Source organism: Metabacillus sp. 84 (genome assembly GCF_050107715.1).
Taxonomy (GTDB): domain Bacteria; phylum Bacillota; class Bacilli; order Bacillales; family Bacillaceae; genus Metabacillus_B.
In genome coordinates this window covers 92450-111966 of the sequence record NZ_JBNILN010000001.1, presented here as the reverse complement: position 1 = coordinate 111966, position 19517 = coordinate 92450, and the positions used below count along the sequence as shown (strand labels likewise).

Below are 19517 nucleotides of genomic sequence, written 5' to 3'. Positions count from 1 at the left end.
ATAATAAAGGTGTTGTATAACGAGAAGTTTTTTTTGGCATCATAATGAAGAAGGAGGGGATTGCATGCTTAAAATAAAAGCTGCAGCCGCATTCGCTATTTTCTTCGCTCTGTTTCTAACCATGCTTGCCATTCAGCTTCGGCTTATAGAGGATTACAGCAACCCGCTGGTAATCAAACCAGTGAGGCAGATCAGTGAAATGGAAGTTGCCGGATCCGAGGAAACCTGGCACATACGCGAACCGGTCATTTTTAAAACCTTTGAACCGAGGGAATATGTAAAAATCATTTCAAGGCCTCAGAAATAAAAATGTTTGCTTTACAAATTTTTCCCCTCTAAGCATAATGAAGAAGAATGCTTACGGAAGGGAAGTTCTCATGAGAAACACTTATTTTACCAGCTATTTTCCTTTAATCTCTTTGCTGCTCTTCAGCACATCCCTATCCATCTCAACCGTCATGGATGTAACAGCCCTCCTGAAAAACCTGGGCATCTACACCAGCATGCTGGATTTCTTTTCGGAAAGCGAGATGAAAATTGCATTATTCGCGTTATTTGCCCTGCTGTACTTTATGGTTTTTTCGGCTCTTAAGCTGATTGCCAATACGGTAACTGAGTTATCCTTTCTTTTTTTCTCCCAGGATGCTGAAGGGGTTACGCTGAACAAAATCAGGGCAGGCTCTGCTTTTTACCTTGCCGGGGGTGCTGTTTCCCTTTTTCTTGTACAGGCTATATGGGTGATTGCAGCTGTTTTTCTGGTTTCTACCCTTTGCTACTTTATCTTTATCATCTACCAGGCAAGCTCTATGGTTACTTCCTGGTCCCTGATCGGGATGGTGCTGTTTAATTTATTGTTCTGGTTTGTATTTACCCTTGGACTATTTTATTTATTCCTCCGTCTATACAATGGGTTTGTTAACAGCTTGCCCATATAAAAAGGCTATCCGCCGCACAATCTGTTTACAGATTAGCGTGGATAGCCTTTTTTTAATCGAGAAATCGTTCTTTAAGCGATGGGCTGGGAATCATACAGCTTTCTTTCCGGCCGAACCATCTGTACCGGTTTCTGGCGATCAGGGTGTAAATAGCGTCTCTGACCGGTCTCGGTACAGCAGTAAATAGTCGGAGGAGCCTCCACGGAAGCGGGAGATAGCCGGCAGTTTTCAGCGCTGCCTTCGACTTCAAGTAAAGCTGACCGCCCTCAGCCAGAATAAAAGAGTCGAAGTGATCCTTGTCCAAGCCATGCTGAGATAAAAGCATTTGACCGGTATGGGACTGGAGGGAGGCGAATTTTAGTACGGCAGCTTTATCCCGTTTAATAAGAAAGATAACAGCCCCTTCACAAAGGTTGCACACCCCGTCAAACAGAACAATAGGATGCTTATTTTCGATTGGCGCCAACGGATTCACCGCCCATAATCATTTTCCAGTATTCAAGCAAGGTCCCTTTTTCATAAACGTTTTCGATTGACCCATTCTGATCTTTTCCGAACCAGACGGCTGCGGTATGGCGATTTGTTAAGCCTGAAAACCAAAGATCGTTGTAATTGTTTGTCGTTCCCGTTTTCCCGCCAAGGTAGGCTGATTCAAATGCTGCTTTTTTTCCGGTTCCTTGATCAATCACAGATTCCAGCAGGCCCAGCAGGATGGAATTCGTTCCGGAACTCCATGCCCGAACGGGGGTATCCTTCCATTCAAATAGGACCGAGCCGTCCTGAGCGAGAATCCTCTTAATGGCCCTGCTTGGCTGATACATTCCGTCATTCCCGAATGCAGTATAGGCGCCTGCAAGCTCCAGAGGGGAAACCTCTAATGTTCCTCCGCCAAGAGCGGCTGAATAGTCATGAACGGGGGCAGCTTTTTTGAATTTGAAGGGTTTCAGGTAATGATACGCTTTTTCATATCCTACTGTTTTAAACATTCGCAATGCCGGAGTGTTGTAGGATTGGCTGAATGCCTTCTCAAGTGTAACCATTCCATATTCTTTTTTCGTATAATTTTCCGGACAGTTATTTTTAGATATGCAAAAGCGGTCTGCACTGATCTTGCTGGCTGGATCAGCCTTCGTCTCTTCTATATAAGGAACATAGTCAATAAGAGGTTTAATAGCCGAACCGGGCTGTCTGGTAGCTTGAAAAGCACGGTTGTAATCATGCTGCTTGTAACGGTATCCTCCGCTGATTGCTTCTATATGATGGTTCTCATGATCGAGAATAACGGCAGCGGATTCATGTGATCCGTCGAAAAATTTTTCATTTGCTTTATAAATGCGATCCTGCAAAAAAGGATCCAGATGCGTTTCGATGACAATTCCTGAGCGGAGCCAATCCTCTTTGGCCTGTTGGATTTGATCAGGATCTGTCAGCTTTTCTTTCTGCGCAACTGCCTCTGATAATTCATTTTCCACATAGCCTGTATAATCGGGATAAGGTTCTTTGTTCTCACGAATGGATAGCGTAATCCTTCTGTTCTTCTCTTCTGTTAGCTGCTGTTCGCTCAGTATTCCGCTCTCCTTCAGCATTTGAAGCAGGCGTTCCTGTCTTTTCTTTGTCTTTTTTGGATTAGTCAGCGGATCATAGAGGGTAGGATTATTCGGTATGGAAGCCAGATACGCCATTTCAGCTGTTGTTAAGGCCTGCAGCGGTTTGCTGAAATAAAAGTCTGCCGCCGCACCGACTCCGTACACCCCGTTTTGAAAATAAATTGTATTCAAATAGCTTTCAAGTATTTTATCCTTGGACCATTTTCTTTCGAGCTGAATCGAGAGCAGCAGTTCGCTGAGCTTACGGTTATACGTTCGTTCATGATTCAGATACAGGTTTCTGGCAAGCTGCTGGGTTATTGTACTCCCGCCTTGATCAAGAGACTGATTTTTAACGTTCACAAGAAGGGCTCTGGCTGTTCCTTCAAAATCAAACCCTGCATGTTCATAAAAGCGCTGATCTTCTGATTTCAGAAACAGCTCTTTCATTTGAGAGGGGATATCCGAGCTTTGAACGAAAAGGCGCTTTTGCCCGTCGGTTGCCAGTTCGGAAACAACACTGCCTTCAGCATCTTTTATATAGCTTGCCGCAATAGCCGGTACTTCTTCAATGGGAAGCTTCTCATCAAGGGTTTCGGGGATCGATTTAAGCTTTTCGACAGCTTGTCCGGAGCCGAGCAGGAGGAACAAAAACAAAGGAATCAGACAAAGGATGAAACTCCATCCAAACCATTTTCTCAAATCTGTCACACTCTTTCTGTTGAAATCCTATTCTTTCTATATCCTAGCATTGATTCCCAAATCAGAGAAGCAAATTTTCAGTACGCGGGCTCTTCGAAAATGTGATAAAAAAATGTGTGCTTTTCCAATGAAAATTTTTCTAAAAATACAGTTAAATTCAAGTGGGCGGTGATATAATGGTAATAAAATGATAAAGAGAAAGGAGGGGGACTATGGAATCTGCAAAACCCTTGCTGTTTATTGATTTTGAATTCAGCATGCCGGATGGAAATTCAGGCTATAAAGGATTTTACGCAGAAATTATCGAAGCGGGACTTGTTTTTTTCAAAAATGGAAAAACCGATAAGGAATTCTCGCAATTTGTCACACCTGTTAAGGGAAAAAGGCTGACAGAACGCTGCAAAAATTTTCTTGGAATCACACAGGCACAGGTTGATCAGGGCATCTCATTCCATGAATTGATCCGTGTTCTAAGCGAGCTTGATACGCCCAAAAAAGTCGTTACCTGGGGCAATATGGACATGAAGGTGCTGCGGATGAACTGTGAAAAAAATCAATGCCCTTTTCCATTTCATCGGGATGAATTTCTGGATTTATCCATGGAATACAAAAAGTTCTTCGGAGACAGAAATCAGACAGGGCTATGGAAAGCGGTAGAGGAATATGGAAAGAAAGGGACGGGGCAGCATCACCGGGCTCTTGATGACGCACTGACAACCATGAAGATTTACAAATTAATTGAAAAGGACAAGGAATACCTGGAAAAACCAAGTCCGACTACGATCGGGGACCGGGTGGACTTTTCAAAGCTCCTTAACAAATTCGCAACATAAAGCCAAATCACCCACCCATGTGATTTGGCTTTTGTTTTTGAAGATTATTTGCGGGAAAGTTTCAGCCGCAGGAAGCTTTGTCCAGAACCAGCCCAGTTATTTGTTAAAGTTTATACTCATTTTCGAGCTGGGCAAGCTGATCCAGTGATTTTTTTGCCCAAAGTGTTTCTTCTTCTGATAGTGAGGCTTTCTGCTGCTCAAGGGCCTTCTTGAGAGAATCCTTATATTCAGGGAATTCGCCGTCGAAAGACTTTAGCATGCTGGCCGGTATGTTGGTCTGCTCATTGAAGCTCAATGCTCTTCTTTCATGAAACAGAGGGACTTCCGCCTGTTTAGGCATATGAAGGTCCCCCTGCTGCGGATGCTTCAATACAGCTTTTACCTGGACAAGCACATGCATAGGCCGCAAGCCTGTGACGACTCCTGCATACTTTCCGGTCTTATAAATGCCGGTTACATGATCTCCAACGTTCCATTCCATATCCACATGCTCCTATCCCTTACGTTTCATCCATTCTACCATACTTTTAAAAGTGCAAAAAAAAAGGAGTTGGTACGAACAGACATAACCATGTATAGTGGAGAAAAGAAGATATATTGGGAGGTGTGTCCGCTTACATGGCAGAAATGGTCCTTTCGTTATTTCTCTATTTTCCAGAAGACAAATCAGAGTACATCCCGGCAGCTTTTCACATGGCGATTTTCCTGCTGCTGGCCATTATGGCTTTCCGCTTTATTGTGAAGCAGTCCAGAAAAGAAGAGCGGGAAGTGCACGAAAAATATAAGCATCTGGATAAGAAGGATATACACTAAACGCTGGTGCCACCCGGCGTTTTTTGTTTTAACCAAAACGGAATGACTGTGCTCCATGGCAGTCTTACTCCGTATATTTTCCCCCGAACGGAGAACACTATACAAAAGTGTCCAATCGGTTAGGGAGGGGAAGTTCAGTTGAGAAGAATCATATCGGCTTCAGCAGCGGCTTTACTGCTTTTAGGAGGATGCTCGAAGGATACGCTTACGAGCATGGGGGTCGAGATGTTTAACCAGGACGGCGATTCGCTCGGAACGGTTAAGCTATCGGAGCAGCCGGAAGGGGTTAAATTTGAAATTAATCTGGAAGGTCTGCAAACGGGGGAACACGGCATCCATATCCATCAGAAACCAGAATGCGAGGGGCCTGACTTTATTACTGCAGGAGAGCATTATAACCCTGACAATAAAAAGCATGGGCTCATGAATTCGGAAGGAGCCCACCTCGGAGACCTCCCCAATATTTCAGCAGACAGTGACGGGAAAGTACAGGCTGAACTGTTGGGCCCAAAGCTTACGTTGAAAAAGGGGGCTAAAAACTCACTTCTATTCAAAGGCGGGACCTCTCTGATCATCACGGAAGCAAAAGATGACGGAATGACCCAGCCTGCCGGAGAATCCGGAGCCCGAATTGCTTGCGGGAAAATTACAGAAAGTGAAGCAGAGCGTCCGGACAAAAGAGAAATCGATATTGAAGCAAAGCCCTGAAGAAGCGGTCAGTGCTTTTAAGGCTGGATTTCTTACATTTTCAGAAACTGCGAAGGCATGCCGGCGTTCCTTTTAAGGCTGCATTTCTTATACATGAAGTTATGGGTGCCCAGAATACAAGGCCCGGTCAGGATGGCTTGCTCTGCTGTTCAGGCAGACAAATAGGCAAGGAAACGGTAGCAGACGTGCCGGCACCGGGTTCACTTTGGTAACGAAGCGTTCCTTCATGCTGTTCCACAATTGAAAAAGTTACCGTCAATCCGAGTCCTGTCCCTCTCTCTTTCAGAGTAAAGTATGGCTCGCCAAGTCTTGCTAGCTGCTCGGAGGTCATTCCCACTCCATTATCCTTTATTTTGATTCTGATAAATTCATGGGAGGCATAAGCGGTTATTTTAACTTCCCCATCACTTTCTGCCACAGCTTCTATCGCGTTTTTGAGTAGATTCAGAAAGACCTGCTTGAGTCGTGAGGCATCACCGTATACATAAAGATTTGGCGCAATGCTGTTTTTAAAATGAACGTTTTTAAAATTGGCATAGGAGGTCATAATCTTTACAACCTCACTCAGCAGAAGGCTCAGAGAAACTTCATTTTTTTCATAATACTGCTGTTTGGCGAGGTTTAAATAATCGGTTATGATGTCCTGAGCCCGGTCCAGCTCTGAGAGGATCAGGGTAATATACTCATCCTTCTGAGTCCCGGTGCTTCTCCGGTCTGTACCGATTAGCTGGATAAACCCCCGGACAACAGTAAGCGGATTGCGTACCTCATGGGCAACACTTGCTGCCAGCTCACTCACAATGGCAAGTTTTTCAGATTTAATAACCCTGGCCCTTAAAAAGGCATTTTCTTTTGTTGAATTCACGCAGTAAATGGTAAGCAAAAGCACAATCGTAAATAAAACAAAGCCAACTAACATCTCAATAAGGCTTTCGGTTAGCTTAAAGTTAATCATTCCTGAAAAATAAAGAACGGAGCTTGCTCCATAAGTTAAGGCAAGCTTCAGGATACTGAAAAGAAGCCCAAACCCAAGCTTTGACTGTATTTTAATAGTACTCCACTTAGAGTAGAGAATAATGGGCAGAATTAAAAACAGGGGGGTGATGATTACAGTCATCCATACAATGTCGCCTCCGGAGTATAGACGGTACAGAAAGCCGGTGGCTGCCGCACATATACCTGTCAGCGGTCCTCCGTACAGCGTTGCAGCAAGATAGGGAATATAATGGAGCCCGTAAGGCATCCCATCAGCCACGGTAATCGGGAAGGTCATACAAAGAATGGCCGAGAGGCTGCAAAGAATGTAGATAAGTATTTGATTAGGCTTAGGGATATTCGGCGTCGGCCTATTTAGCCAGATTGCCTGATAGAGATAGATGGGGAACAGGATAAACGTTACTTGCAAAATTAAATCCTTTATATTCTCCATAAACGTCTCCTATGCAATTGATAGGTTGATTATACCATTAATAGTAAAAAAATGTTTACAATGTTTTTATTAATTCAGTATATTCGATAATTCGAGGAGGCAGCTCAGAACAGAAAAAAACGCGGGCTGGAATCCTTCATCATATAGATGAAGCGCAGAAATCTGCGGATAGACTTTAGAGAATGGGTACAAGGAATGGTGCATAGACGGTCCTTTCGTACCGGAACTGGAGGTTCAACGCCACAGGGACAATAAATTTGGAATACGGACCATATAATAAACTCCTTACCGGAACTGAGCCGAAATTCGGACCGGCTCACCCCGTAGTGCAGCTTTCAGACTCAAAAACCGGCGGACCGGATAAAATGCCTATGCATGGTGTAACGGATTTTGTCGAAAAGTAATTATATTGGGAGTACGGACAATAAAATGGAGAGTACGGACAATAAAACGAAAGTACGGACAATAAATCTGGAATACGGACAATAAAATAAATTCTGTACCGAAACTGAGCCGAAATTCGGACCGGCTCACCCCGTGGTGCAGCTTTCAGACTAAAAAACCGGCAAATCGGATAAAATGCTTCTGCACGTTGTAGCGGATTATGTCGAAAAGTAATTATATTGGAGGTACGGACAATAAAATGGAGAGTACGGACAATAAATCTGGAATACGGACAATAAAGCAAAACTACGGACAATAAATTTGGAATACGGACAATAAAGCAAAAGTACGGACAATAAATCTGGAATACAGACAATAAAACAAATTCTGTACCGGAACTGGACCAAGATCTGTGAGGTTCAACCGCAGTTTACAGACTAAAAAACCGGAAGACCAAATGCTTCTGCACGTTGTAGCGGATTATGTCGAAAAGTAATTATATTGGAAATACGGACAATAAAATGGAGAGTACGGACAATAAAACGAAAGTACGGACAATAAAACAAAAGTACGGACAATAAATCTTGAATACGGACAATAAAACATTCCCGTCCCCCCAACGGACACCAAAATCCGGACCGATTCAACGCCTAACTGCGATTTTCAGCCTAAAAAAGGCAGTCCAGTGTACAATGTGCCTGTCCAACTTAGCTGATTTTGCCAAAAAGCCGGTAGATAATCCATGCTAGAACCAAAAAGGACCATAAATAAAAATGCCAACCAGCATCCTGATTATTCTTGACCGCCGCCAAACAGAAAAAGGCGCCTATTAGGAATCAGCAGCGCCGACGCTTGTTCATCTGCTGAAAACCGAGAAAAAGATCAAAACCGAACACATACACATTTAGGCGCGTCCCAAATCGCCCACCACCCCACAGTGGAAAGTGCTGGACCATCCATGATCAGCTTTTCCTGAAAACGTTTAGTCATTAAAAAACCCCCAGAGTTCGAGCCTCCGGGGTTATGCCTGGACCAGAAAACCATGCCTTCCGAAGAAGGGCTTGATCCTTACCACACATATGGCTGCATCCACAGCGGTTTGCTATTCAGCAAACGCGGCTTTCACTCTTGAAAGGCCATCTTTAAGTGTTTCGAATGGGCAGCCTGCATTCAGTCTTACAAAGCCCTTCCCGCCCGGGCCATATTTAGAACCTTCTTCAAGAGCTATTTTTCCTTTATGAAGCAGCAGCCTCTTGATCTCTTTATCGTCCAGGCCAAGCTCTCTGCAATCGATCCAGAGCAGGTAGGAGGCATCAGGTTTAATCGCTTTTACCCCCTTTACTTCGCTGTTCAAATAATTGATGGCATACTCCATGTTTTTTTCCAGATAGAGTGTCAGTTCATTCAGCCAATGGCTTCCATGACGATACGCGGCTTCCATTGCGGAAATACCGAAGGCGTTTAGTGTAAAAAAACCTTGTTTATGTAGCGTTTCATCCATTTTCCTGCGCAATGATTCGTTTTCGATTACCATGACTGAGGCTTGGAGACCTGCCAGATTAAAGGTCTTGCTCGGTGCGAGACAGGTAATTGTAAGGCTCGCTGCTTCTTCGCTGATGGAAGCGAAAGGGACATGCTGGTTTCCAAATAGCATAAGGTCTGAATGAATTTCATCTGAAACCATCAGAACGTCATGCCCGACACACAAATCTGCTATTTTAGCCAGTTCATCTGCTTTCCATGAACGACCTCCAGGATTATGCGGATTGCACAGCAGCATCAATTTCACTTCAGGATCGGCCATTTTCTTCTCTAAATCATCAAAGTCAATGCTGTAGAGCCCTTCATTGAGCAGGAGCTCACTGTTTACCACGGTTCTGTCATTTCTTTTGACCATATCAAAGAACGGGGTATAGACGGGTGACTGCAGCAAAACCTTTTCGCCGGGCTTTGTATAGGTTTGGATAGCCAGACTTAGGGCGGTTACAATGCCGGGGCTGAACAAAATGGATTCAGAGGCGATGGTCCAGCTGTTTCTTTCCTCAAGCCAGCTGATGATTGCATGTTTCGTGCTGTCGCCAATCGAGGAATAACCGAATACTCCATGGTCCACTCTGTCTTTTAAAGCTTCAAGCACCGGCTCTGGTGCTTTAAAATCCATATCCGCCACCCACATAGGGAGCACATCGGATGTTCCAAATATTTCTTTTGTTAAATCCCATTTAACGGAATTGGTTTTCCGGCGCTGAATGACTTCATCGAACAAATTCATGAGCTCACCTCTTATATCTTTTCTTTCATCGTATATGTGTTAAAATAAATTTGCAAAAATAAGGTGCGGGTGATGATAAAAATGGAGACACAGCAAGCCAATGAATGGATGATGGACGTTTTATATAAATGGGATCCGCTCGGCTACGGAGAAGGATTTTATGAGACTGAAGCCGTGGACGTTGTTCAGGCCGTTCATGAACTGGACAGCGATGAGAAGCTTGCCCGGAAAATTCAGGCTATTTATGAGCATTCCTTTGAAAAGTGGATAGCGATGGACGAATGCTTAAAAAAATCCAAAGAACTGCTTCATATAAAAAGTCAGTCCGGCTGCTGAAGCTTCCCAAAATACGAAGGCGGCCGTATCGTACGGCCGCCTCACCTGGTTAAGCATGTGAAAAGTTCATAATTCTGTCCATTACGTGAAAAGGCCTTTCTTCAGGAACAAGGTGTCCGGTTTGCGCGAGTTCAAACAGGGAGGCATTCGGCAAATCCCTGCTCATTCTTCTGCCAACCTCTACCGGTACGATCTTATCCTCCTGCCCCCATATTAAAAGGCTCGGCACTTCAATTTTCATTAAGTCCTCTTTAGAAAGGTCCCCTTCCCGATCCCGGATCATACGGGCAAGGGCCATGAAAATCCGGTCATCCACAAAAGGCTGCATGTAGCCATCCATCATCTCCTGATCAATCAGGGAATGATCATAAACGACGTTGCAGAGATTTTTAAATACTCCCTGGCTTGAGAGCCAATGCTTGATGCATAAATAAAAGTATGGAACATAGGATCCGCAGATCATATAATGCTTCATTCGCTTCATATAGCCTGAGCTGCAGAGCAGCACCACTTTTTTGAACATTTCAGGTTTTTCTTTCACGGCATAGAGGGACACCTGTCCGCCCATTGAATGTCCTACGAGAACGGCGTTTTTTACTTGAAGCTTTTCAAGCAGCTCAATAACAATTTTGGCCATATTCCGGTAGGAGTGAACAAATCGAATGGATTTTTCCGTCTTGCCAAAGGGAGGAAGGTCGATGGCAATGATGCGGAATTCCTCCATCAGGAGCGGGATCATCCTTCTGAAACTAAAGGTAGAGGATAAAAATCCATGAAGTAAAACCATCGTTGGTTTTCCGAGATTTTTCTCGTACAGCTCATAATGAATATTGATGCCCTGAAGGCTCATTGTAGAATGACAAAAGGTTTGGTTCATGTTCAACACTCCAGCAATGATAGTTAGTGGCAGTTATTCGTTTCATTCGGCAAAACCTGTCCGAAAAAGAAAAATTTTGCCTCTTCATTTAATGTTAAGCTCAGGCACGGAATGCTGGCGCCTTCTGCTTTTGTTCTTATTGTGTCCCGACGATGCCTGTCCACTCATGTAAAAAATACCCCGTATGGGCGTAATGAAAACAGAATTTTCAGTCATCATAATGGTTTATTCATGTTATAATGTTCTGAAGATTTTATACTGGGGGGATATACATGAAACTGAGTAAAATGGAAACTGAGGTATTGGAGATACTTGAAGAAAACAGCAGGCTCCCGGTTGACTCCATCTCAAAAATGGCAGGACTTTCGATGGAAGAAACCGAGCAGATTATAAATAAATTGGAAAGAGAAAAAATCATTATTGACTACGCTGCAACCGTCGACTGGAGGAAAGTGGACGGTCATGAAGGTGTAACAGCCATGATTGATGTCAAAGTGGCTCCAAAGCGGGGAGTCGGCTTTGATGAAATCGCCGAAAGGGTATACAGGTTTAAAGAGGTTCGGTCGGTTTACCTTATGTCCGGGGCATATGACCTTAGCGTTGTCATTGAAGGGCGGTCGATGTCCGAGGTTGCCCGATTTGTGTCTGAGAAGCTTTCTGCTCTTGATTCGGTTCTCTCTACAACCACGCATTTTATTTTAAAAAAATACAAGCACGATGGAAGAATTTTTGATACAGGCGAAGAGGATAAACGGATGGTGGTTACTCCGTAATGGATAGTTCCCGTTTTTTATCAGCAGCTGTATCTGACCTAAAGCCCTCGGGCATTCGTAAATTCTTTGATCTCGCAGCAAGTATGGAGGGCGTTATTTCACTGGGGGTCGGAGAACCGGATTTTGTAACGTCCTGGAGTGTTAGGGAGGCGTGCATTCTTTCCCTTGAAAATGGCCATACCTCCTATTCCGCAAACGCCGGCTTACTGGAATTACGGGAAGAGATCAGCCATTACCTTGAGCGGAAATTTCATGTCAGCTTTGATGCGGAACAGGAAATTTTGGTTACGGTTGGAGCAAGTCAGGCATTGGATCTGGCACTGAGAGCGGTACTTAATCCGGGAGATGAAGTCATTATCCCAGAACCTTGTTTTGTCGCTTATGGCCCGCTTGTAAAGCTGGCTGGAGGAGTTCCGGTATATGTTTCCGCCAATTCCAACAATGGCTTTAAAACCATGTCTCATCAGATAGAAAAATCGATTACCTCCAAAACAAAAGCCGTTCTTTTATGCTCGCCAAACAATCCGACAGGTGCGATGCTTAGCAGGAAGGACTTGGAGAAACTGTCAACCATCCTGACAAAGCATGATCTTCTGGCCATTTCGGATGAAATCTATGCTGAGCTTGCATACGATGAAGAATTTACAAGTCTTGCTTCCCTTGAAGGATTAAAGGAAAGAACCATCACCATTTCCGGATTTTCTAAAGGATTTGCGATGACGGGCTGGAGATTGGGCTATGCTGCAGCCTCCGCTCCGTTGCTGCAGGCCATGCTGAAAATCCATCAATATTCGATGATGTGTGCACCAACTATGTCCCAGTATGCGGCCATTGAAGCTCTCAAAAACGGGGAAGAAGATGTGCAGCGAATGAAGACGGATTATCGAAGAAGGCGAAATTATTTTGTCAGGTCTTTAAATGAAGCGGGATATCCTTGCCAAACTCCCGGAGGAGCGTTTTATGCCTTTCCGTCAATTGAGTATTCCGGCCTTTCCTCGGCAGAATTCGCAGAGCAGCTGCTGCTCGAAGAAAAAGTAGCTGTCGTTCCGGGAGACGTATTCGGTCCATCTGGTGAAGGGTTCATCCGCTGTTCCTACGCCTCATCGCTTTCTCAGCTTGAAGAAGCTTTAAAGAGAATGTCGGCATTTATGAAAAGAAGACAGGGCTCAGTCTCAAAGTGGAAAACATTGCAGGACTTTTAATTCGGGGATATTTCCGGCATGGAGTCCCGGGGTTTGAACAACTCCGGGTGCTTCTGACCGTTATGTATAACCCCTCAAATAGAGGAATATAAAAGCAAAAAAAAGGACAAAGCGATTTCGCTTTGTCAAAAATAAAAGGGGGGAATACTAGAAAGCCTTTGATGGTTTTAGTATTCCCCCCTCCTTATACGTATAAACCTTTTTTATTCACTTTTTTTATTTTTTTTTTCGAAAAGCATTTGCATGACTTTCAAAAAGTCTTCTTCGGAGATTTCGTTTATTTTTCTGAGTACAAGCTTTGCCTTTTTAACCCCGGCTTTTTTGATGAGGAGATCCAGCTCCTGGTCATAACCGGGGGCTGCCGGGGAACTGTGTTCAAGCAGCTCAGATGCCGGAACATCTAAAACTGTAGAGAGTTTTAAGATACTTGCGGTATCGGGAATGATTTCCCCCGTTTCGTACTTTTCTATGGAGGCTTTCCCAAGTCTCGCTTTAGCAGCGAGTTCCTGCTGGGTCATCCCTCTTATTTCACGATAATACTTAATGGTTTCTCCGGTTTTTTTCATTTTTAATCCCCCATTTATCAGTGTGTTTTCTTACTTCTATCTTACCTCTTAATATCCTTTATTTTCCTTATTGAAATTGAATTTTCTGTGAGCATTACTTGAAACTTTTGTGCGGAAAGGTCCGTTATACAGGCGAAAGGGGGGGACTTCATGGAGGAGGAAGAACTGGTAGCTAAGGCTAAACAGGGCAATAGGGCAGCATTTCAGCAGCTGGTGGAAGTAAACCGGCCGGTTGTGGAACGGTTTGCCTACCAGCTCGGAAACCGGCGGGACGATATTGATGATATTACCCAGGAGGTTTTCATCAGGGTATACCGGTTTCTTGATCAATTTTCAAGAGCGAAGTTTTCAACTTGGCTTTATAAGATAACCTTAAATGTAACGAGAGATGCGGCGAGAAAGAAGGCGTCCGCTGTTAAAAAAATCTTTAAGCTGCAAAATGAACAAACTAACGAATATCCGGCAGTAGAAGCTGCTATTTTAAAAAATGAAACCGACCGGGCATTGCATCTATGCCTTCAGAAGCTTGATGAGAAATATAAGGTGCCCATTATTCTTTTTTACTTTCATGAAAAAAAATACGAGGAAATTGCTGAAATTCTTTCATTAAGTCTTTCTGCTGTGAAGACAAGAATTTTAAGAGGAAAAGGAATGCTGAAAAAAGCACTGGAAGACGTGGAGAAGAAAGAAGGTGAAACACATGGATGAAAAAGCTTTTGAAGAAAGGCTCAGCAAGCTCAGCGTGGCATATAAAGAACTGCCGGCCCAAACAGCTGCAGAGGATATCACCCGGAACGTTTTTCAGGCAGAAGGGAAAAAACAGCGGTTTCGTTTCTTCAGCCTGCCTGTTGCGGCGAGCTTTGCCGGGGTCATGCTCATAGGAGGCCTGTTATCCTTTCAAATCCTGACGAATGAAGCCGGACCATCTCCAGGCGGAACTAACCCGGGAATGACGGCTCAGAGCCCTCCATCAAAAGAAGAGGTTAAAAAGCAAACCGAAGAAGCCAGGACTGACTATAATGAGCGTTTAAAGCCTCTTAAAAATAAACTGGGCACAGAAGATGCAGACTTGTATCCTTTTGTGCAAGAAGTCAGCCTGGATATTGAGGAATTTGCAGCAAAACCATTTAAAAGCGAGAAGGAGCTTGCAAATCAGAGTAGCCGATTGATGAATAAAATCACCTCTCATGTCTCAAGCTTTGAAGATCAAATGGCAGCCTTAGAGAAAAAAGCCAAGAATGGTGAAGAAATACCAGACGAAGAACTGCTCCTCCTTCTCTCCAAACAGGATCAGCTCCAGGAAAGGTACATGGAGAAATGGGATGAAATTCGGGACAGCATAAAGTTTAATTCTGAAAGCTTTGAACGTGATATTCAATCATTGAATGACAAAACCTATAAAGGGTATGAAGCGGAAACAGAAGAAATAAGGAACCAAGGATTCCGCTTTGTCCATGAAGGGGAGGGGCAGGTCGGCATTGTGCCGGACTACCTGCTTATTGAGGAAAAACTCGGAGAAAGCTTGTCCTCCCAGGGGTCGGAGTGGCTCAGCTTATTTATAAATAAGCGATACGTATTTGATGGAGAAGTGAAGGATTTCGGGGCGCTTGGCAAAAGATTGATTGAGCTTGAAGAGTTTGTTTTAACCTATCCAAACTTTGGAAAAATCGAAAAGGTGAAAGAGGAATATTCGTTTCTTTTGAAAATGTATATTGCCAGCGGCTTTTATACTCAAGGCGGTGAAGGAGAACTGAACGAACAGTTCGAAGAGAGCATGACGAAAATAAAGGAAGAGAACCCGACATCAGCTACACATAAAGCCATTTTAGAGTATCATGCCCTTTTTGAAACTGGTGAGCTTGCAAAGGGCCAGGGGGAAGAAGGAATTCAGCCGGAAATACCGCCCTTCTTAGAGGAGCACAAGCCGAAGGGCACAATGCCATTCTCCATCTTTCCATTAACGGATGAGTTAAAAGGAATGTACGAAAAACTGAAGGACACGAAGGATATCCGTTCACTAGGAACGGTCCCTGCCTATAAAGGGATGTTCATGAACGAACCAAAAGCATTCCTGAGAATATATTTATATGCGATGCAGGAGAAAGATTACGAAACGGCTTATCTCCTGACAGATCAGCAGCTCTCAATCGGTGAGTTTAAACAAAAAGCAGAACAGTCCTCAGACGATTACTTGGATTTGTCAAATAAGGTCCGGAATGTAAAAGAAGACTATCAAGATTCCCAAGACCCATCCGTAATAATAGAGCTTTACTCTGAACGCGAGAACGTGTCCTCATTTACAGTCCAAAATGACGGCACCCCTTTAAGCAGCAGGGTTTTAGTGAAGTAAAAGGATTAGACTGCAGAGACATCTGCAGTCTTTTATTTATTTTTGAAAAATAACACAAGTTATGATATAATCTTTACTTGCGTATGTAGACCGAAATATAAATTTTTTAGGAGTGTTTAATGATGACAGCCACTTATGAAGTTGGAAACGTATATACAGGGAAAATTACAGGCATTCAGCCATACGGAGCGTTTGTAGCGCTTGATGGCGATACTCAGGGCCTTGTTCATATTTCTGAAGTGACACACAGCTTTGTTAAAGATATTAACGAGCATTTGAAAACCGGTGAAGAAGTTCAGGTTAAAGTCCTTTCTATTGATGAAAAAGCAGGGAAGATGAGCCTTTCTATCCGCGCAACTCAAGAGGCTCCTGAGCGTCCGGAACCAAAAAAGCAGCCTAGAAAGAAACAAGCAGCTGCTGCATCAGCATCATCGTCTTATTCTTCCGGTGATTCTGCTCAAGGCTTCAATACGCTAAAAGAAAAGCTTGAAGAATGGATTGAACAATCTAAAAAGTAATAAGCAAAAAAGGCATCCGTGATCCGGGGCTATTGACAAAAGGGAAAGGAGCGCAGTCTCCTTTCCCTTTTGTCTTCTTTTTGCTTTTTTAGGGTGTGTTTTTTCTCTATTTCCTCTCCTTTGGAACTAATCTTTTTACCATTCTTTTTAGATTTATTGCCATCGCTGAAAAGAGGCATTGTTCAAGAATTTTTTTCATGCCCCTTTTATACGTCTTATATAGATTGTGTTTTGTTTTCAGCGTACCAAAGGTTCCCTCACACCAAATTCCTCTTAGTTTTTGGACCCTCTTGTACTCACATGTTTTGGTTCTCTCGGCATTCGCTTCCAGCCATTCATGCGCAATTGGATGGCAGATTGTTCGTTTACTGGCTGTCTGTCCGAAACACTGATCTCGTAAGGGGGCACCCCTTGCAGTCTTTTACTTTGGCGGCATAGGTTTTGACAAAGTTTCCATTTTTACTTCTACCCAAATGCGGAAAAGGGAGGAGTTTTGATTGAAACATAAATAGTGATCCTGGGCATTTAAAAGCTGTATTGGATTCCGTTGAACTGATATAACCATTGATCCCTAAAGTTGAAAGCCCGTGATGAATCTGCGTGGTTTTAGTATCGTAAAATTGAATTTTTCTTTCGTCACATTTAACCGTTCAACAATCGTTGACGTTTCCTGCCGTTGGATGAATATCAATGATTATGCCATTGGCTGCACCAATGGTGGTATGCGCTAAATAGTGGGGGCCATGGGGTTTTCCGGGGCGAATTAATACACCGGGCATCCTGTTCCCTCGTAACAACCGAAGCCGTTTCTTTTTTTGCCCCTTTGTCTAATAGATTTGATACTTCAATACGTTGGTTTTTGGGGGGGTGGATTCTCGGATAAAATCATACCAGATCTTTATCTTATCTCCCGATTGAACCCCTTTGCTCCCATTATTGATACCAATTACTTTCGGGAACACTTTTCTTACTTTTTCTAAATCGTAACCCTCCAAATTAACTTCTTTTGCATCTTCAATTAACCAGGTGCCCTCCTTTCCTTTATAAGCAACCCCTGCCAGTGTCCGATCGTCACTAGGATTTTGAAGTTTTTTAGAAATGTCTTGTGAATCATTGCTATTGCATCCAAATAGCAGAAAAAATAATGATGAGATTATAAAAAAATATTTCAGTCTTCTCACCCGCTTTTTTAAAGATTTTCATTTAAAACTGTCAGCGTAATTATATCTTGAGTAAATGGTATTATAAACCTCAATTTACTTATTTTAGAATATACCATAAAGAAACACCAGACCGGGTGTTGGTTACCTATTTTTTTGCAGTAATTGATTGTGACTGTTTGGTTCTCTTCTACATAGTCGATGCTCTTTTTTTCATAAAGGGGTTCAGCCGCATCCTTATTCATCGTTGCGACATACGCTCTGATCTCTTTCAGGTGTTCGATACCGCTAGTACGCTCAATCGCGAGGCGGACGTTTTTTTCGTTACCGGTCTTCCCGTAACCGACGATGTTTTCCTTTTGCTGTGACTGGCAGCCGGACAATAACGCGCTGATGGGCAGCACAAACGCTGCAGCTGTTCTTTTTTTCTCATTGGGTTCGTCCTCGTTCCATGCCGTAGACCGTTCGGAGCGCCGACCCGGACAAAAACACGTACGCCCTATCCGAATGCTTTTTAAATTGAACTAATCGGCGTGATCCTTTCTTTCCTCTTTAATAAAAAGGGCAAAGATGACTCCGGCTGCACATATACACCCTGTAACGAGAAACGAGACATTGACACCGTGGATCATTTTTTCCGGACCCTGCCCGGGTGCATTCATTTGTGCAGCGGCAATGACAGTAAAAAGGATTGCTGTTCCAATTGATCCCGCAATTTGCCGCATCGTATTATTCATCGCCGTACCATGCGAGATTAAATGTTTTGGCAGCTGGTTCAAACCTGCTGTCGTTACAGGCATCATGACCATTCCTACACCTAAAAGCCTCACAGCATTGACCGATGTTAAATAGAGGAAAGAGGTGGAAACGGACAGGCTGCTCATCATAAACGTCGTGATGGTGGCAATGACGAGCCCTGGAACCGCAAGCTTTTTTGCCCCGATCCGGTCATACAGTTTCCCGGAAACAGGGGAAAGAGCTCCCATCAAGATTGCGCCAGGCAAGAGCATAAGACCGGACTTAAGAGCGGAGTAGCCGAGCATATTCTGCATGAAGATCGGAAGAATGGTTGCGCTTGAAATCATGACGAGAAACACAATAGAAGCTATCCCGGTGGTGATGGTAAAGATCCGGTTCTGAAATACTTTAAATTCCAGGATAGGCTCTTTCAGCTTTGATTGTCTCGTAATAAAGACAACCAGCGCAATCACTCCGATTATAAGAGTAATGAGGACAGCAGGATTAGACCATCCTGTATTGCCTGCACTGCTGAATCCGAATAGCAGCCCGCCAAAACCAAGAGTAGATAACACAATGGAAGGGAAATCCAACTGCGGATAGGTCTGTTTTGTTACGTTCTTGATGATAAAGAATGCAATGATGATATCAACTATAGCAATTGGAAGCACGACATAGAAAAGGGTTCTCCAGGAGTATTCATCCACAAGCCATCCGGACAGCACTGGTCCGATTGCCGGTGCAAAAGCGATGACAAGTCCAAAGAAACCCATTGCCTGACCGCGTTTTTCAACCGGGAAAATAACAAACAGAACCGTTTGAATAAGCGGAATGATAATTCCTGCCCCTGCCCCCTGTAAAATCCGGCCCATAATCAGCATCGTAAATCCCCCGGAAACAGCACATATCAGCGTACCTGCCGCAAATAGACCCATTGCACTTAAATACAAGGCTCTAGTTGTAAACTTTCCAGTTAAAAATGCTGTTATCGGGATCATTATCCCATTTACTAAAAGGAACACGGTTTGCAGCCACTGGGCAGTAACTGAAGATAAACTCAGTTCTTCCATAATGTGCGGCAAGGCAGTCGCAAGCAGGGTCTGATTCAAAATCGCTATAAATGCGCCTGACATCAGGACGGCCACAATAGGTATTACGTTTTTCCTCTGCTGTTGGTTTGCATCGTTTTTCTGCATCTTCCAGCCCTCGTATCATTTCGTCATAATACTTTATAACCTGCTCTGTGCTTTCTAAAACAGTGGAAGGTGCTAAAGGACTGGGGAAGCATGTTAATGTCCTGCCAATAATAAAAAGAGGGCACCCGTTTGAGTGCCC

Annotated in this window: 21 protein-coding genes and 1 pseudogene; 11 read left to right on the top strand and 11 right to left on the bottom strand. The window is 43.7% G+C overall.

Annotation, left to right across the window (positions count from 1 at the left end):
- The first annotated feature begins 64 nt into the window (after positions 1-64).
- Both ACQCV8_RS00585 and ACQCV8_RS00580 read left to right on the top strand, forming a co-directional pair.
- Positions 65-307 carry a hypothetical protein gene (locus tag ACQCV8_RS00585; RefSeq protein ID WP_426842600.1) on the top strand — a complete coding sequence of 81 codons (243 nt, stop codon included), beginning with the start codon at positions 65-67 and terminating at the stop codon, positions 305-307.
- A gap of 70 nt (positions 308-377) precedes the next feature.
- On the top strand, positions 378-935 hold the full coding sequence (locus ACQCV8_RS00580; RefSeq protein WP_426842599.1) for a DUF5366 family protein: 558 nt from the start codon (positions 378-380) through the stop codon (positions 933-935).
- Between the two features lie 52 nt (positions 936-987).
- Here ACQCV8_RS00580 and ACQCV8_RS00575 read toward each other — a convergent pair whose 3' ends face one another.
- On the bottom strand, positions 988-1401 hold the full coding sequence (locus ACQCV8_RS00575) for a thiol-disulfide oxidoreductase DCC family protein (protein ID WP_426842598.1): 414 nt from the start codon (positions 1399-1401) through the stop codon (positions 988-990).
- The gene (locus tag ACQCV8_RS00570; protein ID WP_426842597.1) at positions 1382-3232 is read right to left on the bottom strand and encodes a transglycosylase domain-containing protein; all 1851 of its coding nucleotides are present in this window, start codon (positions 3230-3232) and stop codon (positions 1382-1384) included. Before ACQCV8_RS00570 ends, ACQCV8_RS00575 begins: the two co-directional genes overlap by 20 nt.
- A 203-nt stretch (positions 3233-3435) precedes the next feature.
- On the opposite strand from ACQCV8_RS00570, the gene kapD reads away from it, so the two are divergent.
- Positions 3436-4056 carry a 3'-5' exonuclease KapD gene (kapD, locus tag ACQCV8_RS00565; RefSeq protein ID WP_426842596.1) on the top strand — a complete coding sequence of 207 codons (621 nt, stop codon included), beginning with the start codon at positions 3436-3438 and terminating at the stop codon, positions 4054-4056.
- Between the two features lie 103 nt (positions 4057-4159).
- On the opposite strand, the gene ACQCV8_RS00560 is transcribed toward kapD, so the two are convergent.
- Positions 4160-4537 carry a kinase-associated lipoprotein B gene (locus tag ACQCV8_RS00560; protein ID WP_426842595.1) on the bottom strand — a complete coding sequence of 126 codons (378 nt, stop codon included), beginning with the start codon at positions 4535-4537 and terminating at the stop codon, positions 4160-4162.
- 137 nt (positions 4538-4674) lie between these two features.
- Between ACQCV8_RS00560 and ACQCV8_RS00555 the strand changes: the two genes are divergently transcribed.
- Together ACQCV8_RS00555 and ACQCV8_RS00550 are read left to right on the top strand one after the other, a co-directional pair.
- Positions 4675-4869 carry a hypothetical protein gene (locus tag ACQCV8_RS00555; protein WP_426842594.1) on the top strand — a complete coding sequence of 65 codons (195 nt, stop codon included), beginning with the start codon at positions 4675-4677 and terminating at the stop codon, positions 4867-4869.
- A 138-nt stretch (positions 4870-5007) separates the two neighbouring features.
- The gene (locus tag ACQCV8_RS00550; RefSeq protein WP_426842593.1) at positions 5008-5577 is read left to right on the top strand and encodes a superoxide dismutase family protein; all 570 of its coding nucleotides are present in this window, start codon (positions 5008-5010) and stop codon (positions 5575-5577) included.
- A 127-nt stretch (positions 5578-5704) separates the two neighbouring features.
- On the opposite strand, the gene ACQCV8_RS00545 is transcribed toward ACQCV8_RS00550, so the two are convergent.
- Entirely contained in the window at positions 5705-7006 is a 1302-nt protein-coding gene (locus ACQCV8_RS00545; protein WP_426842592.1) for an ATP-binding protein, read from the bottom strand.
- Positions 7007-8492: 1486 nt separating this feature from the next.
- Positions 8493-9662 carry a MalY/PatB family protein gene (locus tag ACQCV8_RS00540; protein ID WP_426842591.1) on the bottom strand — a complete coding sequence of 390 codons (1170 nt, stop codon included), beginning with the start codon at positions 9660-9662 and terminating at the stop codon, positions 8493-8495.
- A gap of 81 nt (positions 9663-9743) precedes the next feature.
- Here ACQCV8_RS00540 and ACQCV8_RS00535 point away from each other — a divergent pair, with 81 nt between their 5' ends.
- Positions 9744-9998, top strand: coding sequence for a DUF1871 family protein (locus ACQCV8_RS00535; RefSeq protein ID WP_426842590.1), 255 nt, complete (start codon positions 9744-9746; stop codon positions 9996-9998).
- A gap of 49 nt (positions 9999-10047) precedes the next feature.
- On the opposite strand, the gene ACQCV8_RS00530 is transcribed toward ACQCV8_RS00535, so the two are convergent.
- The gene (locus ACQCV8_RS00530; protein WP_426842589.1) at positions 10048-10875 is read right to left on the bottom strand and encodes an alpha/beta fold hydrolase; all 828 of its coding nucleotides are present in this window, start codon (positions 10873-10875) and stop codon (positions 10048-10050) included.
- Positions 10876-11147: 272 nt separating this feature from the next.
- On the opposite strand from ACQCV8_RS00530, the gene ACQCV8_RS00525 reads away from it, so the two are divergent.
- On the top strand, positions 11148-11648 hold the full coding sequence (locus tag ACQCV8_RS00525; RefSeq protein WP_426842588.1) for an Lrp/AsnC family transcriptional regulator: 501 nt from the start codon (positions 11148-11150) through the stop codon (positions 11646-11648).
- Positions 11648-12850, top strand: a complete 1203-nt coding sequence (locus ACQCV8_RS00520) for an aminotransferase (protein ID WP_426842587.1) — start codon at positions 11648-11650, stop codon at positions 12848-12850. The genes ACQCV8_RS00525 and ACQCV8_RS00520 overlap by 1 nt, the downstream gene beginning before the upstream one ends.
- A gap of 203 nt (positions 12851-13053) precedes the next feature.
- Here the strand turns inward: ACQCV8_RS00520 and ACQCV8_RS00515 are convergent, their stop codons facing one another.
- On the bottom strand, positions 13054-13416 hold the full coding sequence (locus ACQCV8_RS00515) for a helix-turn-helix domain-containing protein (protein ID WP_426842586.1): 363 nt from the start codon (positions 13414-13416) through the stop codon (positions 13054-13056).
- Positions 13417-13566: 150 nt separating this feature from the next.
- On the opposite strand from ACQCV8_RS00515, the gene ACQCV8_RS00510 reads away from it, so the two are divergent.
- The 3 genes from ACQCV8_RS00510 (at position 13567) to yugI (ending at position 16284) form a co-directional block, all read left to right on the top strand.
- Complete coding sequence (locus ACQCV8_RS00510) at positions 13567-14124, top strand: RNA polymerase sigma factor (RefSeq protein WP_426842585.1); 558 nt, start codon at positions 13567-13569, stop codon at positions 14122-14124.
- The gene (locus ACQCV8_RS00505; RefSeq protein ID WP_426842584.1) at positions 14117-15766 is read left to right on the top strand and encodes a hypothetical protein; all 1650 of its coding nucleotides are present in this window, start codon (positions 14117-14119) and stop codon (positions 15764-15766) included. The genes ACQCV8_RS00510 and ACQCV8_RS00505 overlap by 8 nt, the downstream gene beginning before the upstream one ends.
- Before the next feature lie 122 nt (positions 15767-15888).
- Entirely contained in the window at positions 15889-16284 is a 396-nt protein-coding gene (gene yugI, locus ACQCV8_RS00500; protein WP_426843334.1) for a S1 domain-containing post-transcriptional regulator GSP13, read from the top strand.
- Positions 16285-16390: 106 nt separating this feature from the next.
- On the opposite strand, the pseudogene ACQCV8_RS00495 reads toward yugI, so the two are convergent.
- From ACQCV8_RS00495 to ACQCV8_RS00480, 4 genes and pseudogenes are all read right to left on the bottom strand, one after another.
- Positions 16391-16681, bottom strand: a pseudogene (locus ACQCV8_RS00495) (transposase); the annotation flags it as partial.
- 430 nt (positions 16682-17111) lie between these two features.
- Complete coding sequence (locus ACQCV8_RS00490) at positions 17112-17465, bottom strand: DUF3221 domain-containing protein (protein WP_426842583.1); 354 nt, start codon at positions 17463-17465, stop codon at positions 17112-17114.
- 8 nt (positions 17466-17473) lie between these two features.
- Complete coding sequence (locus ACQCV8_RS00485; RefSeq protein WP_426842582.1) at positions 17474-17848, bottom strand: hypothetical protein; 375 nt, start codon at positions 17846-17848, stop codon at positions 17474-17476.
- Positions 17849-17968: 120 nt separating this feature from the next.
- Entirely contained in the window at positions 17969-19378 is a 1410-nt protein-coding gene (locus ACQCV8_RS00480; protein ID WP_426842581.1) for an MDR family MFS transporter, read from the bottom strand.
- Between the last annotated feature and the right edge of the window lie 139 nt (positions 19379-19517).